Annotated in this window: 22 protein-coding genes; 13 read left to right on the top strand and 9 right to left on the bottom strand. The window is 62.9% G+C overall.

From position 1 onward, the window contains the following. Positions 1–2: 2 nt before the first annotated feature. The 5 genes from tusC to E8E68_RS22170 all read left to right on the top strand — a co-directional run bounded on the left by tusC (position 3) and on the right by E8E68_RS22170 (position 3,057). The gene (tusC, locus tag E8E68_RS22190) at positions 3–362 is read left to right on the top strand and encodes a sulfurtransferase complex subunit TusC (RefSeq protein WP_266030388.1); all 360 of its coding nucleotides are present in this window, start codon (positions 3–5) and stop codon (positions 360–362) included. Further along, positions 362–658, top strand: a complete 297-nt coding sequence (tusB, locus tag E8E68_RS22185) for a sulfurtransferase complex subunit TusB (protein WP_266030390.1) — start codon at positions 362–364, stop codon at positions 656–658. Before tusC ends, tusB begins: the two co-directional genes overlap by 1 nt. Beyond that, positions 655–990: a TusE/DsrC/DsvC family sulfur relay protein gene (locus E8E68_RS22180; protein ID WP_110744613.1), complete on the top strand. Its 336-nt coding sequence runs from the start codon at positions 655–657 to the stop codon at positions 988–990. Before tusB ends, E8E68_RS22180 begins: the two co-directional genes overlap by 4 nt. Beyond that, positions 987–2,003: a glycosyl transferase family protein gene (locus E8E68_RS22175; RefSeq protein ID WP_266030391.1), complete on the top strand. Its 1,017-nt coding sequence runs from the start codon at positions 987–989 to the stop codon at positions 2,001–2,003. Before E8E68_RS22180 ends, E8E68_RS22175 begins: the two co-directional genes overlap by 4 nt. 94 nt (positions 2,004–2,097) lie before the next feature. Further along, positions 2,098–3,057, top strand: coding sequence for a glutathione S-transferase family protein (locus E8E68_RS22170; protein WP_280344752.1), 960 nt, complete (start codon positions 2,098–2,100; stop codon positions 3,055–3,057). 34 nt (positions 3,058–3,091) lie between these two features. Here E8E68_RS22170 and cysG read toward each other — a convergent pair whose 3' ends face one another. The 6 genes from cysG to E8E68_RS22140 form a co-directional block, all read right to left on the bottom strand. Then, complete coding sequence (gene cysG / locus E8E68_RS22165) at positions 3,092–4,483, bottom strand: siroheme synthase CysG (RefSeq protein ID WP_266030395.1); 1,392 nt, start codon at positions 4,481–4,483, stop codon at positions 3,092–3,094. Next, positions 4,484–5,764: a serine--tRNA ligase gene (serS, locus tag E8E68_RS22160; protein WP_280344749.1), complete on the bottom strand. Its 1,281-nt coding sequence runs from the start codon at positions 5,762–5,764 to the stop codon at positions 4,484–4,486. Between the two features lie 30 nt (positions 5,765–5,794). Beyond that, entirely contained in the window at positions 5,795–6,169 is a 375-nt protein-coding gene (gene crcB, locus E8E68_RS22155; RefSeq protein ID WP_280344746.1) for a fluoride efflux transporter CrcB, read from the bottom strand. Continuing rightward, positions 6,166–7,491, bottom strand: coding sequence for a replication-associated recombination protein A (locus E8E68_RS22150; protein WP_266030400.1), 1,326 nt, complete (start codon positions 7,489–7,491; stop codon positions 6,166–6,168). Before E8E68_RS22150 ends, crcB begins: the two co-directional genes overlap by 4 nt. Positions 7,492–7,503: 12 nt before the next feature. Beyond that, positions 7,504–8,127 carry an outer membrane lipoprotein chaperone LolA gene (gene lolA / locus E8E68_RS22145; RefSeq protein WP_110744620.1) on the bottom strand — a complete coding sequence of 208 codons (624 nt, stop codon included), beginning with the start codon at positions 8,125–8,127 and terminating at the stop codon, positions 7,504–7,506. Between the two features lie 62 nt (positions 8,128–8,189). Then, on the bottom strand, positions 8,190–10,694 hold the full coding sequence (locus E8E68_RS22140) for a DNA translocase FtsK (protein ID WP_266030403.1): 2,505 nt from the start codon (positions 10,692–10,694) through the stop codon (positions 8,190–8,192). Positions 10,695–11,057: 363 nt separating this feature from the next. Here E8E68_RS22140 and aat point away from each other — a divergent pair, with 363 nt between their 5' ends. The 3 genes from aat to infA all read left to right on the top strand — a co-directional run bounded on the left by aat (position 11,058) and on the right by infA (position 12,827). Then, the gene (gene aat, locus E8E68_RS22135; RefSeq protein WP_280344741.1) at positions 11,058–11,741 is read left to right on the top strand and encodes a leucyl/phenylalanyl-tRNA--protein transferase; all 684 of its coding nucleotides are present in this window, start codon (positions 11,058–11,060) and stop codon (positions 11,739–11,741) included. A 57-nt stretch (positions 11,742–11,798) separates the two neighbouring features. Further along, positions 11,799–12,506, top strand: coding sequence for an arginyltransferase (locus E8E68_RS22130; protein WP_266030406.1), 708 nt, complete (start codon positions 11,799–11,801; stop codon positions 12,504–12,506). 102 nt (positions 12,507–12,608) lie between these two features. Then, positions 12,609–12,827, top strand: coding sequence for a translation initiation factor IF-1 (gene infA / locus E8E68_RS22125; protein WP_002553999.1), 219 nt, complete (start codon positions 12,609–12,611; stop codon positions 12,825–12,827). Positions 12,828–12,914: 87 nt separating this feature from the next. Here infA and clpA read toward each other — a convergent pair whose 3' ends face one another. Both clpA and clpS read right to left on the bottom strand, forming a co-directional pair. Next, positions 12,915–15,185, bottom strand: a complete 2,271-nt coding sequence (clpA, locus tag E8E68_RS22120; protein ID WP_110744623.1) for an ATP-dependent Clp protease ATP-binding subunit ClpA — start codon at positions 15,183–15,185, stop codon at positions 12,915–12,917. A gap of 30 nt (positions 15,186–15,215) precedes the next feature. Next, positions 15,216–15,578 carry an ATP-dependent Clp protease adapter ClpS gene (gene clpS, locus E8E68_RS22115; RefSeq protein ID WP_003251220.1) on the bottom strand — a complete coding sequence of 121 codons (363 nt, stop codon included), beginning with the start codon at positions 15,576–15,578 and terminating at the stop codon, positions 15,216–15,218. 229 nt (positions 15,579–15,807) lie between these two features. Here clpS and cspD point away from each other — a divergent pair, with 229 nt between their 5' ends. Continuing rightward, positions 15,808–16,059: a cold shock domain-containing protein CspD gene (gene cspD, locus E8E68_RS22110; RefSeq protein ID WP_146230358.1), complete on the top strand. Its 252-nt coding sequence runs from the start codon at positions 15,808–15,810 to the stop codon at positions 16,057–16,059. 69 nt (positions 16,060–16,128) lie between these two features. On the opposite strand, the gene icd is transcribed toward cspD, so the two are convergent. Then, positions 16,129–17,385 carry an NADP-dependent isocitrate dehydrogenase gene (icd, locus tag E8E68_RS22105; protein ID WP_280344733.1) on the bottom strand — a complete coding sequence of 419 codons (1,257 nt, stop codon included), beginning with the start codon at positions 17,383–17,385 and terminating at the stop codon, positions 16,129–16,131. 414 nt (positions 17,386–17,799) lie between these two features. On the opposite strand from icd, the gene E8E68_RS22100 reads away from it, so the two are divergent. From E8E68_RS22100 to hflD, 4 genes are all read left to right on the top strand, one after another. After that, positions 17,800–20,025 carry an NADP-dependent isocitrate dehydrogenase gene (locus E8E68_RS22100; protein WP_280344729.1) on the top strand — a complete coding sequence of 742 codons (2,226 nt, stop codon included), beginning with the start codon at positions 17,800–17,802 and terminating at the stop codon, positions 20,023–20,025. 204 nt (positions 20,026–20,229) lie between these two features. Continuing rightward, positions 20,230–20,670, top strand: a complete 441-nt coding sequence (locus tag E8E68_RS22095; protein ID WP_003251227.1) for an NUDIX hydrolase — start codon at positions 20,230–20,232, stop codon at positions 20,668–20,670. Between the two features lie 59 nt (positions 20,671–20,729). Further along, positions 20,730–21,854, top strand: a complete 1,125-nt coding sequence (mnmA, locus tag E8E68_RS22090) for a tRNA 2-thiouridine(34) synthase MnmA (RefSeq protein ID WP_110744627.1) — start codon at positions 20,730–20,732, stop codon at positions 21,852–21,854. Further along, a complete protein-coding gene (gene hflD, locus E8E68_RS22085) occupies positions 21,851–22,477 on the top strand; it encodes a high frequency lysogenization protein HflD (RefSeq protein WP_266030416.1) in 627 nt (208 codons plus the stop codon). The genes mnmA and hflD overlap by 4 nt, the downstream gene beginning before the upstream one ends. Positions 22,478–22,616 lie beyond the last annotated feature (139 nt).

Genomic DNA, 22,616 nt, shown 5'->3' with positions numbered 1-22,616 from the left:
CCATGGCCAAATCCTTGTTGATCATCAGCCGTCAGGCCCCGTGGAGGGGCCCATCCGCCCGCGAAGCACTGGACATCGCCCTGGCCGGCGGCGCATTCGACCTGCCGCTGGGCATGCTGTTCCTCGATGATGGCGTTTTCCAGCTTGCACCCGGCCAGCAACCTGCCGCCGTGGAACAGAAGAACCTGGCCGCCAACCTGCAGGCGCTGCCAATGTTCGGCGTCGAAGAACTGTTCGCCTGCAGCCACAGCCTGGCCCGCCGTGGCCTGGCCGCCGATAGCCTGACGCTGCCGGTGCAAGTGCTCGATGACGCGGCACTGACCGCGCTGATCGCCCGTTTCGACCAGGTGGTAACACTCTGATGACAACCTTGCATGTACTTGCCCACTCCCCGTTTGGTGACGACCGCTTGGCCAGCTGCCTGCGCCTGCTCGGCACCGATGACGCCTTGATGTTGTGTGGCGATGCGGTATACGCCCTGCGTAGCGACAGCGAACCGCACCGCCAACTGCACGATGCCGGCCTGGCTCAGCGCCTGTTCGCGCTGGACGAAGACCTGCAAGCCCGCGCGATCGGCAACGACCTGGCCAAGGCCGTGGACTACGCCGGTTTCGTCGAACTGTCGCTGCAATACGACAAGGTCAACAGCTGGCTATGAATACGCTTACCGTTGGCGATCAGGCGATCGCCGTGGACAAGGACGGCTTTCTGGTCGACTTGCAAGACTGGTCCCATGCTGCCGCCGAAGCCTTGGCCGAGCGCGAAGGCATTGCGCTGACGCCGGACCACTGGGAAATCCTCGAACTGCTGCGCCAGTTCTATCAGGAATTCCAGTTATCACCGGCCACTCGCCCGCTGATCAAGTACACCGCCCTGAAGCTGGGCCCGGACAAGGGCAACAGCCCGCACCTGAACCGTCTGTTCAACGGCACCCCCGCCAAACTTGCCGCCAAGCTGGCGGGCCTGCCCAAGCCGACCAACTGCATATGACCCAACCATCCTTGATTGACGTTCGCCCGCTTACCCTGGAAACCCCCGCCGAACACCCGTTCGCCGAATTCGTGCGCATTCTCGGCAAAGGCAAGCGCGGCGCGCGCGGCCTGACCCGTGAGGAGGCACGCGCGGCCATGACCCTGCTGCTGGAGGGTAAGGTCGAGGACACCCAGCTCGGCGCTTTCCTGATGCTGCTGCGGCACAAGGAAGAAAGCGCCGAAGAGCTGGCCGGCTTCACCGAAGCCCTGCGTGCCCACTTGCAGGCGCCGCGCATCGCCGTGGACCTGGACTGGCCGACCTACGCCGGCAAGAAGCGCCACCTGCCCTGGTACCTGCTGGCCGCCAAATGCCTGGCCGGCAACGGTGTGCGCATCCTGATGCACGGCGGCGGCGCACATACCGCCGGGCGCATGTACACCGAGCAGTTGCTCGACCTGTTGCAGATCCCGCTGTGCCGCGACTGGGCTGCAGTCGAAAACGCGCTGGACCAGCACCATCTGGCGTTTTTCCCGCTGCACGACTGGGCGCCGCAGTTGCAGCGCATGATCGACCTGCGCAACACCCTGGGCCTGCGCTCGCCAATCCACTCCCTGGCCCGGGTGCTCAACCCCCTGGGCGCACGCTGTGGTCTGCAGAGCATCTTCCACCCCGGTTACCAAGCGGTGCACCGGGAGGCCAGCCGCCTGCTCGGCGACCATGCCGTGGTGATCAAGGGTGATGGCGGCGAGATCGAAGTCAACCCGGATGTCATCAGCCACCTCTACGGCACCACCGCAGGCGAAGCGTGGGACGAAGAGTGGCCGGCGCTGAGCGAGCGCCGCCACGTCAAACCAGCCAGCCTGCAGGCCGAGCACTTGCAGGCGTTCTGGCGCGGGGAAGTGGAAGACAGCTACGGCGAGAAGGCCCTGATTGCGACCATGGCCCTGGCCCTGCGCGGTTTGGGACAGGACCGTGAGCAGGCCTTTGCGACCGCCCAAGGCTACTGGGATACACGAAACAAATCGATTTGATCGATTATAAAACCCCGATATTTGCGCTATTCGTTCGAACGATTTGGCCTAGACTGGGCTCCAACGACAAACAACTTTGTTTCAGGAGCTCACCATGGGCCTTTTGATCGACGGCCGCTGGCATGACCAGTGGTATGAAAACGGCAAGGACGGCACGTTCAAACGCGAAAACGCCCAACGCCGCAATCAGTTGCCCGCCCCCGAGGCCGGCCGCTACCACCTGTACGTGTCGCTCGCCTGCCCATGGGCCCACCGTACCCTGATTGTGCGCGCCCTCAAAGGCCTGGAACCCTTGATCGATGTATCGGTGGTCAGCTGGCTGATGCAAGACCATGGCTGGACCTTCGACCAGCAGCAAGGCTCCAGCGGTGACCACCTCGACGCCCTGCAGTACCTGCACCAGCGCTATACCCAGGATGACCCGCACTACACCGGCCGCGTGACTGTGCCTGTGCTGTGGGACAAGCAAGAAAAGCGCATCGTCAACAATGAGTCGGCAGAAATCATCCGTATTTTCAACAGCGCGTTCAACGAGCTGACCGGCAATACCCTGGACCTCTACCCCGAGCCACTGCGCCCGGCTATCGAGGCACTGAACGGGCGCATTTACCCGGCGGTGAACAACGGCGTGTATCGCGCCGGCTTTGCCACAACGCAGGACGCCTACGAGGCGGCATTTGACGATGTGTTCAACGAACTCGATTATCTGGAAGATTTGCTGAGCCGCAATCGCTACCTGGCCGGTGAGTACCTGACCGAGGCAGATGTACGCCTGTTTACCACGCTGGTGCGGTTCGATGCGGTGTACCACGGGCATTTCAAGTGCAACCTGCGGCGCCTCAGCGACTACCACAACTTGTCGAACTGGCTGCGTGAGCTGTACCAGTGGCCGGGAGTGGCGGGGACCGTGGATATGGAGCATATCCAGAAGCACTATTACATGAGCCACAAGACCATCAACCCGAACGGGATCGTGCCTAAAGGGCCTTTGCAGGACTTTGGCTTGGCGCATGATCGAGCGCGGTTGGTGGGTAAAGGAATTTGGCAGGCTTGAGAAAGCCGGGGCTGCATTGCAGCCCCAAACGTTCTCAGCTGTTCTGCGAACCTTCGAACCAGGCCAGCTTGTCGCGCAGCTGCACCACTTCCCCAACAATCACCAGGGTCGGCGCATGCACCTCATGCTGGGCCACCAGGTCCGGCAAGTCTGCCAGTGTACCGGTAAACACCCGCTGGTTACGCGTAGTCCCCTGCTGCACCAACGCCGCCGGGGTGCTTGCCGCCCGACCATGACTGATCAGCTCGGCGCAGATGGTCGGCAAGCCCACCAATCCCATGTAGAACACCAGTGTCTGGGACGGCGCCACCAGGTCATTCCACGGCAGGTTGCTGGTGCCGTCTTTCAGATGGCCCGTGACGAAGCGCACCGATTGCGCGTAGTCGCGGTGAGTCAGCGGAATCCCGCCATACGCGGAGCAGCCACTGGCGGCAGTAATGCCCGGCACCACCTGGAACGGGATGCCATGCTCGGCCAGCTCTTCGATCTCTTCGCCGCCCCGGCCGAAGATAAACGGGTCGCCACCCTTCAGGCGCAGCACGCGCTTGCCCTGCTGGGCCAGATCGACCAGCAAGCGGTTGATCTGGTCCTGGGGCACGGCATGGTCAGCGCGGCGCTTGCCTACGTAGATGCGCTCGGCATCACGCCGGCACATCTCGATGATGGCGGGCGCTACCAGGCGGTCGTACAGCACCACATCGGCCTGCTGCATCAGGCGCAAGGCACGGAAGGTGAGCAAGTCCGGATCACCCGGGCCCGCCCCTACCAGGTACACCTCACCGCCCTGCTGCAGCGGCGCGCCTTCTACCATCGCCTGCAACAGACGCTCGGCTTCGGCGCCCTGCCCGGCCAGCTGGCGCTCGGCAATCGGCCCCTGAAACACGGTTTCCCAGAAGCCGCGTCGCTGGTTGACGTCCGGGTACAAGGCTTTGACCTTGTGCCGGAAACGCGCCGCCAACCCGGCCAGCTCACCATAGGCTGCCGGGATCCAGGCCTCGAGCTTGGCGCGAATCAAACGCGCCAAAACCGGGGCGTCACCGCCGCTGGATACCGCAATCACCAGCGGTGAACGGTCGACGATCGCCGGGAATATCACCGTACACAGGGCTGGCGCATCCACCACGTTGACCGGCAGGCTGAGGGCCTGTGCATCGGCCGACACCTGGGCGTTCAGCCCAGGGTCGTCGGTCGCCGCAATCACCAGCCGGCAGCCGACCAGGTCGGCGGCCTGATAGCCACGCACCAGCACCTCACCGCCACCTTCCCTGGCCATCGCGGCCAGCTGGCCGTCGACATCCGGCGCCACCACGCGCAGCACACCGCCAGCATCCGCCAGCAGGCGCGCTTTGCGCAGGGCAATTTCGCCGCCGCCGACGACCAGCACGCGGCCGCCCTGCAGCTTGTGGAACAGCGGCAGGTAATCCATTTAGCGGATGACCTCGACGCCGCCCATGTACGGCTTCAGCACTTCCGGCACCAGGATCGAGCCGTCGGCCTGCTGGTAGTTTTCCAGCACGGCCACCAGGGTACGGCCCACCGCCAGGCCAGAGCCGTTGAGGGTGTGCACCAGCTCTGGTTTGCCGGTTTCCGGGTTACGCCAGCGGGCCTGCATGCGGCGCGCCTGGAAGTCGCCGCAGTTGGAGCACGAGCTGATCTCGCGGTATTTGTCCTGGCTAGGCACCCACACTTCCAGGTCATAGGTTTTCACCGCGCCAAAGCCCATATCGCCGGTGCAAAGGGCCAGCACACGGTACGGCAGCTCCAGCAGTTGCAGCACGCGCTCGGCGTTGGCAGTCAGGCCTTCCAGGGCTTCCATCGACTTGGCCGGCTCCACCACCTGCACCATCTCGACCTTGTCGAACTGGTGCTGGCGGATCATGCCGCGAGTGTCACGGCCAGAAGCGCCGGCTTCACTGCGGAAGCAAGGGGTGTGCGCGACCAGTTTCAACGGCAGTTGCTTGGCGTCGAGGATTGCCCCGGCCACCAGGTTGGTCAGCGACACTTCGGCGGTCGGGATCAGGTAGAAGTCCGCCTCGCCTTCACGGGTGATCTTGAACAGGTCTTCCTCGAACTTCGGCAGCTGGCCGGTACCCTGCAGGGCCGGGGCCTGCACCAGGTACGGGGTGTAGTGCTCCTCGTAGCCGTGCTCGCCGGTGTGCAGGTTGATCATGAACTGCGCCAGGGCACGGTGCAGGCGGGCGATCGGCCCACGCAGCACGGCAAAACGCGCGCCGGACAGCTTGGCAGCGGCTTCGAAGTCAAGGCCACCGCTAACCTCGCCAAGGGCGACGTGGTCCTGGATTGCGAAGTGGAAGGCCTTCGGCGTGCCCCAACGGCGCACTTCGACGTTGTCGTCTTCGCTGGCACCGACCGGTACGCTGGCGTCAGGCAGGTTCGGGATGGTCAACAAGATGCCGTCCAGCTCGGCCTGGATCTCATCCAGCTCGGCCTTGCCGGCAGCCAGTTCGTTGGCCATGCGCTCAACGTCAGCCATCAGCGGCGCGATATCTTCGCCCTTGGCCTTGGCCTGGCCAATGGACTTGGAACGGGCATTACGCTCGGCCTGCAGTTGCTCGGTGCGGGTCTGCACCGCCTTGCGGCGCTCTTCCAGTGATTCGATGCGCGCGACATCCAGGCTGAAGCCACGGGAGGCCAGGCGATCCGCCACTTCCTGAAGTTGGCCGCGTAACAGTTTGGAATCGAGCATATCGTTCTCTCGTTATGTGTAGGTGTTGGTTCAGAATCGGGTCAGGGACAGGCCGGCCCAGGTCGCGAGCAGCCCGCCCACCACGCTGATACTGGTATAGCCCAAGGCCAGGGGCACTTGCCCGCTTTCCATCAGGCGCACGGTATCGAGCGAGAAGGAGGAAAAGGTCGTCAGGCCGCCGAGGAAGCCGACAATCAGGCCGGCACGCAATTCGACCGGCGCCAGCGGCCTGTGCAAGAACAGGCCATAGAGCACGCCGATCAGCAAGCAGCCAACCAGGTTGACCGCCAGCGTACCGGCATAGAAGTGCCGTGGCCAGTGGGCCGTTACCCAGTTGGCAGTGGCAAAGCGCAACAGGGTACCGGCGATACCACCCGCGCTGACCGCGGCTATCACTGCAATCACGGTTTTCTCCGCTGACGGGGGCTGTTGCGGTCAAGGTCGGCCAGGTGGCGCAGCTTCTCGCCAATTTTCAGTTCCAGGCCACGCGGCACCGGCTGGTAGTACTGGCGGGGCTCAAGCTGGTCGGGGAAGTAGTCCTCACCGGCAGCATAAGCGTCGGGCTCATCGTGGGCATAGCGGTACTCGTCGCCGTAACCCAGCTGCTTCATCAGCTTGGTCGGGGCATTGCGCAGGTGCAGCGGCACCTCCAGCGAGCCATGTTCGGCCGCTTCACGCAGGGCGGTCTTGAAGCCCATGTACACGGCGTTGCTTTTCGGCGCGCAGGCCAGGTAGGTGATGGCCTGTGCCACTGCCAGCTCGCCCTCGGGGCTGCCCAGGCGCTCTTGTACATCCCACGCCGCCAGGCACAGGCTGAGCGCGCGCGGGTCGGCGTTGCCGATGTCTTCGCTGGCCATGCGTACCACGCGGCGGGCGATGTACAACGGGTCGCAGCCACCGTCGAGCATGCGCGCAAACCAGTACAGGGCGCCATCGGGGTTGGAGCCGCGCACTGACTTGTGCAGCGCAGAAATCTGGTCGTAGAACGCCTCGCCACCCTTGTCGAAACGGCGGCGGCTGTCACCCAGCAGGCTCTGCAGCATCTCGACATCGATCTCACTGCCGTCTTCGGCCAGGTCAGAGGCGTTTTCGAGAAAGTTGAGCATCCGCCGGCCGTCGCCATCGGCGGCGGCCATCAGCATCTTGAAGGCCTCGTCACCGACCCGCAGGTTGCGCTTGCCCAGGCCACGCTCTTCGGTCAGCGCACGGTTGACCAGCTTGCGCAGCGCCGCCTCGTCGAGGCTCTTGAGCACGTAGACCCGCGCCCGTGACAACAGCGCGTTGTTAAGCTCGAACGACGGGTTTTCGGTGGTGGCGCCGATGAACAGCAGGGTGCCGTCTTCCACATAGGGTAAAAACGCGTCCTGCTGAGACTTGTTGAACCGGTGGACTTCATCGACGAACAGGATGGTGCGGCGGCCATACTGGCCGGCCTGCTGCTTGGCCACCTCGACCGCCTGGCGGATCTCCTTGACCCCGGCCAATACCGCCGAGACGGTTTCGAAGTGGGCGTCGCAGAACTGCGCCAGCAGCCGCGCCAGCGTGGTCTTGCCCACCCCTGGCGGCCCCCAGAAGATCATCGAGTGCAGCGCGCCCTGCTCCAGCGCTTCACGCAGCGGTTTGCCGCGCGCCAGCAGGTGCTCCTGGCCGACATACTCGTCCAGGTTGGACGGGCGCAGGCGGGCGGCCAGGGGCTGGGCGACAGGTTCGCTTCGAAACAGGTCCATGACGAGCTCCGGTTACTCCTTGATCACGTCCGCGCCTTTGGGGATGTCGAACCTGAACGTGCTGTCCGGCACCGGCTGGTTGGCCTTGACGCCATTGAACAGGATGTTGGTGCGCTGGCCGACGCTGTCGATCAGTTGCATGTCATTGATCAGGCCCTTGCGGAACGACACGCGCAGCGAGTCGAACAAGGTGTCCTTGGTCTTGGGCTTGAGGGTGAAGTCCATCACTTCGCCCTGCTCCTTCGAGGCGATGTCGAAGCTCTGGCTGATCTTCGACACATCACCCGACAGCAGCAGCGCCGGGGTCTGGTTCAGGCGTACGTCGAGCTTCTTGATGGTGGCTTGTTCCAGGTCCGGGTCCCACAGGGTGACGTTCTTGCCGTCCGACACCACCACCTGCTCCTGCGGTGCATCGGTGTGCCAGTAGAACAGGCCCGGGCGCTTGACCGTCATCTTGCCCGAGGTTTCCTGCAGGCTGGTGCCGTCGGCACCCAGGGTCAGCTGGGAGAAGTTGGCCTCGAGGGTCTGCGACTTTTCCAGCAGCTGCGTCAGGCGTTGTACGTCTTGCTCACCGGCATAAGCAGTAACCGAGCCCAGGGTCAGGGCAGAAACCAACAGCATGCGAATCGCGCGCATGGGAATCCTCATTGAGCGTTGAAAAGGCCGGACGCCACCGTTGGCGCCCGGCAGGGTGTTCATCAGTCGCGCGGGCCGCCCGGGGCAATCACTTCCCGCGAGCCGTTGCTGTTCATCGGGGTGACAACGCCGGCCATCTCCATCGACTCGATCATGCGCGCGGCACGGTTGTAGCCGATCTTCAGCTTGCGTTGCACGGCAGAAATGGAAGCACGACGGCTCTCGAGCACGAATTGCACCGCTTCATCATACAGGGCGTCGGTTTCGGCATCGTCACCGTCGCCACCACCGCCGCCGCCATCAAAGCCGCTACCGGCTTCTTCGACGCCGTTGAGGATGTCATCGTTGTAGTCCGGGGCGCCACGCAGCTTCCACGCCTCGACCGTGCGGTGCACCTCATCGTCGGACACGAAGGCGCCGTGCACCCGGATCGGCAGGCTGGTGCCCGGCGGCATGTACAGCATGTCACCATGGCCCAGCAGCTGCTCGGCACCACCCTGGTCGATGATGGTCCGCGAGTCGATCTTGCTGGACACCTGGAACGCCATACGGGTCGGAATGTTGGCCTTGATCAGGCCGGTGATCACGTCCACCGAAGGGCGCTGGGTGGCGAGGATCAAGTGGATACCCGCCGCCCGCGCCTTCTGCGCGATACGGGCGATCAGCTCTTCGACCTTTTTGCCGACGATCATCATCATGTCGGCGAACTCGTCCACCACCACCACGATGGTTGGCAGGGTTTTCAGCGCCGGCGGCTCGTCGTCCATGCTCTCGCGACGGTACAGCGGGTCATGGATGATTTCACCTGCCTCCTGGGCATCCTTGATCTTGCGGTTGAAACCGGCCAGGTTACGCACGCCCATGGCCGCCATCAGCTTGTAGCGCCGCTCCATCTCGGCCACGCTCCAGCGCAGCGCGTTGGCGGCGTCCTTCATGTCGGTCACCACCGGGCACAGCAGGTGCGGAATGCCTTCGTAGATCGACAGTTCGAGCATTTTCGGGTCGATCATGATCAACCGCGCGTCTTCCGGGCTGGACTTGAACAGGATCGACAGAATCATCGCGTTCACACCCACCGACTTACCAGAACCGGTGGTACCGGCCACCAGCAGGTGGGGCATCTTGGCCAGGTCGGTAATCACCGGCTTGCCGCCGATGTCGTGCCCCAGGGCCAGCGTGACCGGCGATTTCTGTTCGTCATACTGCGGCGTGGCCAGCACTTCAGAGAAGCGCACCATCTGCCGGTTTTCATTGGGGATCTCGATACCCACGGTGGTCTTGCCGGGGATGACCTCGACCACACGCACACTGGTCACCGCCAGCGAACGCGCCAGGTCCTTGGCCAGGTTGGCGATACGGCTGACCTTCACGCCGGCGGCAGGCTGGATTTCGTAACGGGTAATGACCGGGCCGGGGTGGATCGAGTCTACCGACACCTCCACGCCGAATTCCTTGAGTTTGATTTCCAGCAGCTGACCGACACCGGCCAGGGATTCTGGCGAGTACTCGATCTTCTTCTGCTCGGCCGGGTCGAGGATGGAAATCGACGGCAAGGTGCCTTCCACGGCGCTGTCGATGAACAGCGGCGCCTGCTTCTCCTTCATCACCCGCTTGCTCGGCTCTGGCGCCTTGTCGGCTGACGGCGGCACGATCATCGGGGTGGCGGGCTGCGCACGGGGCACTATCGGCTCGCGTGATACCACCGGCTCGCGGGCGAGGGTTGGCTCGCGCGGCACGACCGGTTCGCGGCTCAGGGTCGGCTCACGCGGCTCCGCCACCGGGGCAGGTGCTTCTTCCCGCTTGAAGATACGTTCACGCAGGGCCGGCTTGGCCGGTTCGCGCTTCTCGGCGGCCATCGGCGCGGCCTTGACCACCGGCTCATCCTCGCGCAGCTGTGCTTCGAGGCGCTTGCGCTCGTTGCGGGCTTCCCACCAGCGGTTGGCGGCGCCTTGCACCAGCTCGAACAGGTCGAGGGTAATCTTGCCGGTCAGGTCCATCACCTTGAACCACGACAGGTCGGTAAACACGGTCAGGCCGAACAGGAACAGGGCAATGAACATCAGCGTGCTGCCCTGCACGTTCAACAGGTTGCGCGCCAGGTCGCCAAGGCTTTCGCCCAGCGCGCCCCCGGCGGAGAACGGCAGGCTCGCCGACGGGTGGAAGTGGATATGCGCCAGCGCCGCCCCCGACAGCACCAGGAATACCAGGCCGATCAGCCGCCAGGAGAACAGCCAGCCGCTCCAGTCCCACGGCTGGTGGCGTTGGCGGAAGATCTGCCAGGTCTTGACTGCCAGCAGCAGCGGGAAGATATAGGCGAAGTACCCCAGCACCATGAACAGGATGTCGGCGAAGTAGGCACCGGCACGCCCGGCGGCGTTCTGTACCTGGTCCACGGTGGCGGTGTGGCTGAAGCCCGGGTCCGAGGTGTCGTAGGTCAGCAGCGCCATCCACAGGTACAGGCACAGGGCGCCGACAGCGATCAACGCACCTTCCTTGAGGCGATAGTGCAGCTGTTGCCGCCACAGGGGCACGGGCAATGGAGCTGGGGTTGCGGTGGTTTTCTTCAAAACGCGTCTATTCCTGCGCGTGGTGCGCGTCCAATAGTGATCGGCCGGCGGTGCGGCCAATGAACCACTACTTTTAACATTACTGCCCGCCCACTGCCATGACGGCGCGCCATAAGGCGCTTGAGTGGGGGCGACTTTCGTATAGCTGCAATTTGAGCACGCATTTTCTTTTGTGACAAAGGCTTATGCTGTGTTTTTGCACAGGTGTGACAGCAAATGTAGCGGTTGGTGCCTGTGGTTTCATGAATGTGTAGGAAATTGCCCAACTTGCACGACCCACAGGCGTGGGGACCTCAAAGACATTGACCCTGGTTTTCACCCGCGCCATGCTGCCCTCTCCCCTCCCCCACCGCACGATAGACCATGCTCACCTGGCTGACCCGCGACTCGCTCACCTTCCCGCCCCTGGAAAAGGCCCTGCACGACCCTAACGGCCTGCTCGCCGCTGGCGGCGACCTGAGCCCGGAGCGGTTGGTGCAGGCCTATCGCCATGGCTGCTTTCCCTGGTACCAGGACGGCCAGCCGATCCTCTGGTGGTCACCCGACCCGCGCACGGTCTTGCTGCCAGACCAACTGCACGTGTCGCGGTCGCTGGCCAAGCTGATGCGCCAGGGCCGCTACCAGGTCAGTTTCGACACCGACTTCCCGGCGGTGATCGCCGCCTGCGCCGCGCCCCGCGACTACGCCGACGGCACCTGGATCACCGACACCATGCGCAACGCCTACTGCAAACTGCACCGGCGCGGCATCGCCCACTCGGTGGAGGTACGCCAGGACGGCGAGCTGGTCGGCGGCCTGTATGGCCTGGCGATGGGCCAGCTGTTCTTCGGCGAATCGATGTTCAGCCGTGCGGACAACGCCTCCAAGGTAGGCTTCGTGACCTTGGTCGAGCACCTGCGCCAGGCCGGCTTCGTGCTGATCGACTGCCAGATGCCGACCAACCACCTGCACAGCCTGGGCGCCCAGGCCATCAGCCGCGCCGAGTTCGCCGGCTACCTGGCACGCCACCTCGACCAGCCCAACAGCGCTACCTGGGTGGTTGCCTAGGCGAGTTGCCATAGCTGGCTTACACTTAAAGCAACGTCTCACCGATGGGGGTTGATCATGACAGAGCTGGCGCGGTTGAAGTTTTATGCCACTCAACCCCACTCCTGCAGCTACCTGCCCGACGAGCAGGCGACCACACTGTTCCTCGACCCCAGCCAGCCGATGGACGTGAACGTGTACGCCGACCTGTCGGAAATGGGCTTTCGCCGTAGCGGCGACCACCTGTACCGCCCGCACTGCCAAAACTGCAACGCCTGCGTGCCGGCGCGCATTCCAGCGGCACGCTTCATCCCCAACCGACAGCAGCGGCGCATTCTCAAGCGCAACACCGACTTGACGGTGACCGCGGCGCGCCCGGCGTTCAAGGAAGAATACTTCGAGCTGTACCGACGCTATATCGAAACGCGCCACGCCGACGGTGACATGTACCCGCCCAGCCGCGACCAGTTTTCCACCTTCCTGGTGCGCGACTTGCCATTCTGCTGGTTCTACGAGTTCCGCCTGGAAGGCCGCCTGCTGGCAGTGGCGGTGTGCGACCTGCTGCCCAACGGGCTGTCGGCGGTGTACACCTTTTACGAACCGGACGAAGAGCGCCGCAGCCTTGGCCGCTTCGCCATCCTCTGGCAGATCACCGAAGCCCTGCGCCAGAACCTGGAGGCGGTCTACCTGGGTTACTGGATCAAGAACTGCAAGAAAATGAACTACAAGACGCAGTATCGGCCTATCGAGTTGCTGATAAACCAGCGCTGGGTCACCCTCAACTGAAAGCATTGGCTTGACACGCAGTTTTCGGGCATAATCCACGCCACTTTTTTGCCCGCTGCGGTTATGCGTCGGGCTAACACTGGATACCGAGGGCTCAACTGCATGTCGAAAGAAGACAGCTTCGAAATGGAAGGTACTGTCGTCGACACCCTGCCCAACACCATGTTCCGCGTGGAGTTGGAAAACGGGCACGTCGTAACCGCGCACATCTCCGGAAAGATGCGCAAGAACTACATTCGTATTCTCACTGGCGACAAGGTCCGCGTCGAACTGACACCGTACGACCTGAGCAAGGGCCGCATCACCTACCGTGCGCGCTAAGCTCAAGCCATGAAAAAGCCCGGCCATGTGCCGGGCTTTTTTGTGCCTTACGAAATTCAAAGGGGACTGCAAGGCAGCCCCCGCACATCACGCAACCTCAGCCGTGGTCTCGAAGTCGAACACCAGTTCGCCATCGCGCAGGTCGACGTGCACCACGCCGCCATGCTCGGCCAGTTCGCCAAACAGGATCTCCTCGGCCAGCGGCCGCTTGATCTTGTCCTGGATCAGCCGCGCCATCGGCCGCGCACCCATCTGCACGTCGTAGCCCGATGCCGCGAGCCAGCCGCGGGCGTCATCACTGACTTCCAGCAGCACACGCTTGTCTTCCAGCTGCGCCTGCAGTTCGATAAGGAACTTGTCGACGATGCTCTTGATCGTCTCGTGGCTCAGGCGGCCGAACTGGATAATGGTATCCAGGCGGTTGCGGAACTCAGGCGTGAAGCTCTTGCGGATAACTTCCATGGCATCGGACGCGTGGTCCTGATGAGTGAAGCCGATCGACGCCCGCGCCGCGGTTTCGGCACCGGCGTTGGTGGTCATGATCAGGATCACGTTACGGAAGTCAGCCTTACGCCCGTTGTTATCGGTCAGGGTACCGTGGTCCATCACCTGCAGCAGCAGATTGAAGACTTCCGGGTGGGCCTTCTCGATTTCGTCGAGCAGCAAGACGCAATGCGGCTGCTTGGTGATCGCCTCGGTCAGCAAACCGCCCTGATCGAAGCCGACGTAACCGGGTGGCGCACCGATCAGGCGCGACACGGTGTGACGCTCCATGTACTCGGACATGTCGAAGCGGACCAGTTCTACGCCAAGCGCCTTCGCCAACTGCCGGGCAGCCTCGGTTTTACCCACGCCGGTCGGGCCGGCGAACAGGAACGAACCGACTGGCTTGTCTGGCGACTTCAGGCCGGCACGCGACAGCTTGATCGCAGTCGCCAGCGAGTCGATGGCCTGGTCCTGGCCGAACACGGTCAGTTTCAGGTCACGCTCAAGGTTACGCAGCAGCTCCTTGTCGGAACTGGTCACGTGCTTGGGCGGAATGCGCGCAATCTTGGCCACGATATCCTCGACTTGCGGCACATCGATACGCTTGACGCGATTGGCCTCCGGCTGCAGGCGCTGGTATGCGCCAGCTTCGTCGATCACATCGATGGCCTTGTCTGGCATGTGGCGGTCATTGATGTAGCGCGAGGCCAGCTCGGCAGCGGCGCGCAGCGCTTCGTCGCTGTACTCGATGTTGTGGTGGCTTTCGAAACGCCCTTTCAGGCCGCGCAGAATGCCCACGGTATCTTCGACCGATGGCTCGCTCACATCCACCTTCTGGAAGCGGCGCGCCAAGGCACGGTCTTTCTCGAAGATGCCGCGGAACTCCTGGAAGGTGGTCGAGCCGATGCAACGGATTTCACCCGAAGACAACAGCGGCTTGAGCAGGTTCGAAGCATCCATCACCCCGCCCGACGCCGCACCGGCACCGATGATGGTATGGATTTCGTCGATGAACAGAATGGCCTGCGGGCGCTTGCGCAGTTCGCCGAGCAGCGCCTTGAAGCGCTTCTCGAAGTCACCGCGGTACTTGGTACCAGCCAGCAGCGCACCCAGGTCGAGCGAGTACACCACGCTTTGCGCCAGCAGATCGGGTACCTGGCCATCGACGATGCGCTTGGCCAGGCCTTCGGCGATGGCGGTCTTGCCCACCCCAGCCTCACCCACCAGCAGCGGGTTGTTCTTGCGTCGACGGGCAAGGATTTGCGCTACGCGCTCCACTTCCTGCTCGCGACCGACCAGCGGATCGATACGACCGGCACGCGCCAGTTCGTTCAGGTTGCTGGCGTAGGCATCCAGCGGGTTGCTCGAAGAGGAGGTTTCGCCGCCCTCTTCGTCCTGCATTTCCTGGTCGCTTTCAGACTGCGAACCATGCCCCGGCACCTTGGAGATGCCATGGGCGATGTAGTTGACCACGTCGATGCGCGCCACGCTCTGCTGCTTGAGCAGGAACACGGCCTGGCTTTCCTGTTCGCTGAAGATCGCCACCAGCACGTTGGCGCCGGTTACTTCGCGCTTGCCGGAGCTTTGCACGTGGAACACGGCACGCTGCAGCACGCGCTGGAAGCCCAGGGTTGGCTGGGTTTCACGGTCTTCGTCATTGACGGGAATCAGCGGGGTGGTGGAATCGATGAACTCTTGCAGGTCGTGCTTGAGCTTGTCGAGATTGGCGCCACAGGCGCGCAGAACGGTCGCGGCAGCCTCATTGTCAAGGAGTGCCAGCAGCAGATGTTCGACGGTCATGAACTCATGACGCTTCGAACGGGCCTCCTTGAAGGCAAGATTGAGGGTGACTTCGAGCTCGCGGTTTAACATAGCTTCACCTCATACCCAAGTGGTCGGCGATTAACCGTCCTTCTCGATTTCACAGAGTAGCGGATGCTGGCTTTCCCTGGCGTATTGGTTGACCTGCATTGCCTTTGTTTCGGCGATGTCACGGGTAAACAATCCGCACACTGCCCGCCCCTCGGTATGGACGGTCAGCATGATCTTGGTCGCCAGCTCGCGGTTCAGACTGAAGAACGTCTCGAGCACTTCGACGACGAAATCCATCGGTGTGTAGTCATCGTTGAATAAAACCACCTTGTACATCGGTGGTGCCTGCAGGATCGGCTTGGCTTCCTGAACTGCAAGACCTGAGCCGTCGTCCTCATTCGATTGCGGGCGATCCTGATTGAATGTTAGTCGAATCTCACTAGGTGCATGCATGGAAAGAATTTCATCATGAGCGTCAGGTTAAAGTAGTGGGTTGACTGCACAGGCCGCGGCCGGCGCAGGCGCCGCGTGACCTTGACTATCGGCAAAACGGTGTTACAACCAATAAGAACCCACCGTGGTCGATAAAGATCCGCGCAGTCAACCAGATTTTTCGCAGGTTCGTATGCGGATGAAGTGGATGATACTCCAGTGATGGAGTCCTTTGCAGAGGGACATTGGGATGGCAAGCGGTAAAGTCAAGTGGTTCAACAACGCCAAAGGCTACGGTTTCGTCAATGCCGATGGCGATAGCGAAGACCTCTTCGCCCATTATTCCGCCATCCAGATGGACGGCTACAAGACCCTCAAGGCCGGCCAGACCGTGACGTTCGACATCGTGCAGGGCCCCAAGGGCAAGCACGCGGTGAACATTTCCGGTAACGCAGCCGTGAAGGCAGATATCACGCCGGAGGTCGTCACGGCCAACGCCTGACCTGCTTCGCTTTGCCGGCAGATGAAAAAACCGGCCGCTTCTTCATGGAGCGGCCGGTTTTCCATTGCCTCACATATGCTTGATCATCGCATCGCCAAACCCTGAACTGCCCACCAGCGTCGCCCCCTCCATCAAGCGCTCGAAGTCATAGGTCACGGTCTTGGCCGCAATCGCCCCATTGGTGCCCTTGATGATCAGGTCGGCCGCCTCGGTCCAGCCCATGTGGCGCAGCATCATCTCCGCCGACAGGATCACCGAGCCGGGGTTGACCTTGTCCTGGCCCGCATACTTGGGCGCGGTGCCGTGGGTGGCCTCGAACATGGCCACGGTGTCGGACAGGTTGGCGCCCGGGGCGATGCCGATACCCCCCACCTCAGCCGCCAGGGCGTCGGACAGGTAGTCACCGTTAAGGTTGAGGGTAGCGATCACATCGTACTCGGCCGGGCGCAGCAATATCTGTTGCAGCATGGCGTCGGCGATGGCGTCCTTGACGATCACCTCGCGGCCGGTTTTCGGGTTCTTGAACTTCATCCACGGCCCGCCGTCGAGCAGTTCGGCGCCGAATTCCTCACGGGCCACCTCGTAGCCCCAGTCCTTGAAGGCCCCTTCGGTGAACTTCATGATGTTGCCCTTGTGCACCAAGGTGAGCGACTCCCGGTCGTTGTCCACCACATATTGCAGGGCCTTGCGCACGAGGCGCCTGGTGCCCTCGCGGGACACCGGCTTGACGCCAATGCCGCAGTCCTGGTCGAAGCGGATCTTGGTGACGCCCATTTCCTCTTTCAGGAACTTGATCACCTTGTTCGCTTCGGGCGAGCCAGCCTTCCACTCGATCCCGGCATAGATGTCCTCGGAGTTCTCGCGGAAGATCACCATGTCGACATCACCCGGCTTCTTCACCGGGCTCGGCACCCCCTGGAACCACAGCACCGGGCGCAGGCACACATACAAGTCGAGCTGCTGGCGCAGGGCGACGTTCAGCGAACGGATCCCACCCCCGACCGGGGTGGTCAGCGGGCCCTTGATCGACACCACGAAATCACGCACGGCATCGAGGGTTTCCTGGGGCAGCCAGGTGTCCTGGTCGTACACCTGGGTGGCCTTTTCACCGGCATACACCTCCATCCAGGCGATCTTGCGCTTGCCGCCATAGGCCTTGTGCACGGCGGCGTCGACCACCTTGATCATGACCGGCGAAACATCGACGCCAATTCCGTCGCCTTCGATATAAGGAATGATCGGGTTGTCAGGCACGTTGAGCGAATGGTCTGCATTGACGGTGATCTTGGCGCCGTCGGTCGGAACCTTGATTTTCTGGTATCCCATGCTTGCACTACTCCGCTGTCGGGTGTGGTTTGGACATCATGCGCTGCAATCAGCCTAAACCACATCTGCCGACCTGCAAGGCATGCGGCGTTACGCCACATTGCCGCTTAGTCTTTGGTCTTATAAACGGGCCGATATCACTTGGCCTTGCTGATTAGCCCGAATGGTTTGGTATACTCCGCCGCGACCGAAGGGTCATCGGGGCGAATCCCAGGAAAATGCGGACCGCCCTAGGCCATGAATGGCCGTAAAGCCTGGGTTGTTACCGCAGCTCAGCACTTGACGCTCGACTGATGCATCCACCATCACCGCTCGCAGCCTCTCGACTTTCCGCTCATGGCGCTGCCAGGGCGATGCGCCTACCCTGCGCACCACGAGACTCGAGCACGCTCAGCACACAGAGAGTTAACCCGCATGCCCACCCGTTCCAAGATCATCTATACCTTCACCGACGAAGCCCCCGCCCTCGCCACTTACTCGCTGCTGCCGATCATCGAAGCGTTCACCGCTTCGGCTGACATCGCTGTCGAAACTCGCGACATCTCCCTGGCTGGCCGTATCCTTGCCGCCTTCCCGGAGCAACTGGGCGCAGAGAAGCAAGTAGGCGATCACCTGGCGGAACTGGGCCAGCTGGCTACCACCCCTGAAGCCAACATCATCAAGCTGCCGAACATCAGCGCCTCGGTACCGCAGCTCAAGGCCGCGATCAAGGAACTGCAAGGCAAGGGCTTCAACATCCCTGACTATGCCGACGAGCCGGCCACCGCGGACGAAAAAGAATCCCGTGCCCGCTACGACCGCATCAAGGGTTCCGCCGTGAACCCGGTGCTGCGCGAAGGCAACTCCGACCGCCGCGCGCCGCTGTCGGTCAAGAACTACGCCCGCAAGCACCCGCACAAAATGGGCGCCTGGGCCGCCGACTCCAAGTCGCACGTTGCCCACATGACTCAGGGCGACTTCTACGGCAGTGAGAAAGCCGCACTGATCGAAGCTGACGATAGCCTGCGCATCGAGCTGGTCGGCAAAGACGGCAGCACCACCGTGCTGAAAGAAAAGACTGCGGTCAAGGCTGCCGAAGTCATCGACTGCGCGACCATGAGCCGCAAGGCCCTGAAAGCCTTCATCGCCGAGCAGATCGCCGATGCCAAGGCCTCTGGCGTGCTGCTGTCGGTGCACCTGAAAGCCACCATGATGAAGGTCTCCGACCCGATCATGTTCGGCGTCATCGTCGAAGAATTCTACGGCGACGTGCTGGCCAAGCACGCCGCAGCGCTGGCCGAGGTCGGCTTCAACGCCAACAACGGTATCGGCGACCTGTACGCCCGCATCAAGGACCTGCCAGCTGACAAGCAGGCCGAAATCGAAGCCGACATCCAGGCCCTGTACGCCGAGCGTCCGGCCCTGGCCATGGTCAACTCCGACAAAGGCATCACCAACCTGCACGTGCCGAGCGACGTGATCGTCGACGCCTCGATGCCGGCCATGATCCGTGACTCGGGCAAGATGTGGAACACTGCTGGCGAACTGCAAGACGCCAAGGCCGTGATCCCGGACCGTTGCTACGCCGGTATCTACCAGGCCACCATCGAAGACTGCAAGAAAAACGGTGCCTTCGATCCGACCACCATGGGCAGCGTGCCGAACGTTGGCCTGATGGCGCAGAAAGCCGAAGAGTATGGCTCCCACGACAAGACCTTCCAGATCAAGGCTGACGGTGTGGTTCGCGTAGTCGATGGCAAGGGCAACGTCGTGCTGGAGCAGAACGTCGAAGCCGGCGACATCTTCCGCATGTGCCAGACCAAGGACGCGCCGATCCAGGACTGGGTCAAGCTGGCCGTCAACCGCGCCCGCCTGAGCAACACCCCTGCGGTGTTCTGGCTGGACCCGGCCCGCGCCCACGACGGCGTGATGATCGAGAAGGTACAGAAGTACCTGAAGGATCACGACACCACCGGCCTGGACATCCGTGTACTGGCTCCGGTCGACGCCATCAAGTTCTCCCTGGCCCGCATTCGCGAAGGCAAGGACACCATTTCGGTGACCGGCAACGTGCTGCGCGACTACCTGACCGACCTGTTCCCGATCATGGAGCTGGGCACCAGCGCCAAGATGCTGTCGATCGTGCCGCTGATGAACGGCGGTGGCCTGTTCGAAACCGGCGCCGGCGGTTCGGCACCGAAGCACGTGCAGCAGCTGGTTGAAGAGAACTTCCTGCGTTGGGACTCGCTGGGTGAATTCCTGGCCCTGGCCGCTTCCCTGGAGCACCTGGGCAACACCTACGACAACCCGCGCGCCAAGGTCCTGGCCAACACCCTGGACCAGGCCACCGGCAAGTTCCTCGACACCAACAAGTCGCCATCGCGCAAAGTCGGTGGTATCGACAACCGCGGCAGCCACTTCTACCTGACCCTGTACTGGGCCCAGGCCCTGGCTGCCCAGAGCGACGACGCTGCCCTGCAGGCACGCTTCGCCCCGCTGGCCAAGACCCTGACCGAGAACGAGGAGACTATCGTCGCCGAGCTCAACGCCGTTCAGGGCAAGCCGGCCGACATCGGTGGCTACTACGCGCCGGATGCCGAGCTGACTGCCAAGGTGATGCGCCCAAGCCAGACCCTGAACAGCGCCATTGCCGCCCTGTAAGGTTCGCTTGAAGTAACAGCACAAACCCCGGCCACGCACCGGGGTTTGTGCTTTCTGGATCGGGGCCGCTGCGCAGCCCTTCGCGGGCTTGCCCGCTCACACACAGGAAAGGTGCTGCCAGCAAGACCTGCACGGCACCTGTGGGAGCGGGCGAGCCCGCGAAGGACCGCAAGGCGGTCCCGGCAATCTGAAAGGACATGGCAAATGACCTGGCAACCCCACATCACCGTAGCGACCATCGTCGAACACGAAGGCAAGTTCCTCTTCGTCGAGGAGTTCAAAGCCAACCAGCACGTCTTCAACCAGCCTGCCGGCCACCTCGAGCCCAACGAGACCTTGCCCCAGGCCGCCCTGCGCGAAACCCTGGAAGAAACCGCCTGGGAAGTCGAGCTGACCGGCGTGGTCGGCATCTACCTGTACACCGCCCCCAGCAACGGCGTGACCTACCAGCGCATCTGCTTCGCCGCCCGCCCCGTGCGCCATCACGCCGACCTGGCACTGGACAGCGACATCGTCCGCGCCGTGTGGCTGACCCGCGACGAACTGCTGGCCGACCCCACTCGCTGGCGCAGCGAGCTGGTGCCGCGCTGCCTGGATGACTACCTCAAAGGCCCGCTGCACAGCCTCGACCTGCTACGCGACTGACGCGGCGCTGCGGGTTTGATAGAATCGGCGTTTTTCCCCTTTGATACACACCGGTACCCATGACCAGCCCAGCACTCAAAGACCCCGCCAAGACCCGCGTCATCGTCGGCATGTCCGGCGGCGTGGACTCTTCCGTCTCCGCCCTTCTGCTCATCGAGCAGGGCTACCAGGTGGAAGGGCTGTTCATGAAGAACTGGGAAGAAGACGACGGCACCGAATACTGCACCGCCCGTGAAGACCTGGCCGACGCCCAGGCCGTGTGCGACCGTATCGGTATCAAGCTGCACACCGCCAACTTCGCCGCCGAGTACTGGGACAACGTGTTCGAGCACTTCCTTGAAGAATACAAGGCCGGCCGAACGCCCAACCCTGACATCCTCTGCAACCGCGAAATCAAGTTCAAGGCGTTCCTCGACTACGCCCTGTCGCTGGGGGCCGACATGATCGCCACCGGCCACTACGTGCGCCGCCGCGACACCGGCAGCCTCACCGAATTGCTCAAGGGCCTGGACCCGAACAAGGACCAGAGCTACTTCCTGCACGCCGTCGGCGGCAAGGAAATCGCCCGCACGCTATTCCCGGTCGGCGAGCTGGAAAAGCCCGAAGTACGCGCCATCGCCGAAAAACACGGCCTGGCCACCGCCAAGAAAAAGGATTCCACCGGTATCTGCTTCATTGGCGAGCGCCGCTTCAGCGACTTCCTCAAGCAGTACCTGCCGGCCCAGCCTGGCAATATCGAAACCACCGAAGGTGAAGTGATCGGCCGCCACCACGGCCTGATGTACCACACCATCGGCCAGCGCCAGGGCCTGGGCATTGGCGGCCTGAAGGATGCCGGTGACGAGCCGTGGTACGTGCTGCACAAAGACCTGACCCGCAACGTGCTGGTGGTCGGCCAGGGCAACGAACACCCGTGGCTGTTCTCCCGCGCCCTGCTGGCTTCGGAGATTTTCTGGGTCAACCCGGTCGACCTCAGCAGCCCGCGCCAGCTCACCGCCAAGGTGCGCTACCGCCAGAGCGACCAGCAGTGCACCCTGGCGCTGACCGCAAACGGTTACCGCGCCGTCTTCGACGAGCCGCAACGCGCGGTAACGCCTGGCCAGTCGGTCGTATTCTACGATGGCGAGGTGTGCCTGGGTGGCGGCGTGATCGAAGCCGCAGAGCCGTGGAGCCCGCGCGCATGAGCAACCTGCAGGAGCAATTGATTGCCCTGGGCGGCGTGTTCCAAGCCGCCGTGCTGGTCGACCGCATCGCCCGTACCGGCCAGGCCAGTGAGGCCAACATCGCCTGCATGCTGGGTAGCCTGCTGGTACGTGACCCCAATAACACCCTGGAAGTGTTCGGCGGTGACGACCTGAACCTGCGCGACGGCTATCGCGCACTGGTCGGCGCCCTGGAGCGGGACCCCAGCAGCCTGCAGCGCGAACCGCTGCGCTACGCCCTGTCGATGCTGGGCCTGGAACGCCAGTTGAACAAGCGTGGCGACCTGCTCGACACCATCGGCAACCGCCTGCCACAGATCCAGTCGCAAGCGGATCATTTTGGCCTGGTTCACGAAAACGTCATCGCTTCCAGTGGAGCCTTGTACCAGGACACCCTCAGCACCTTGCGCCAGCGCATCCAGGTACACGGCGACATGCGCTTCCTGCAGCAGCCCAACAACGCCTCGAAGATCCGCGCCTTGCTGCTGGCCGGCATCCGCGCTGCGCGCCTGTGGCGCCAGCTGGGCGGGCACCGCTGGCAGCTGGTGTTCAGCCGGCGCAAGTTGCTGAATGAACTGTACGACATGATGCGTACGCCTTCGTGACAGGCGCACGCTGAACCCTGTGGGAGCGGGTTCACCCGCGAATGCAATATTGGCCTCGCTACCGCATTCGCAGGTAAACACGCTCCCACAGGCATCGCATTAAGCTTTTTTGTAGGGCCGACCTTTGGTCAGCCACCCG

The sequence above is a fragment of the Pseudomonas sp. BN607 genome (genome assembly GCF_029871175.1).
Taxonomy (GTDB): domain Bacteria; phylum Pseudomonadota; class Gammaproteobacteria; order Pseudomonadales; family Pseudomonadaceae; genus Aquipseudomonas.
Note: the sequence above shows the minus strand (reverse complement) of the source record. Positions and strands in the feature narration are given on the sequence as shown.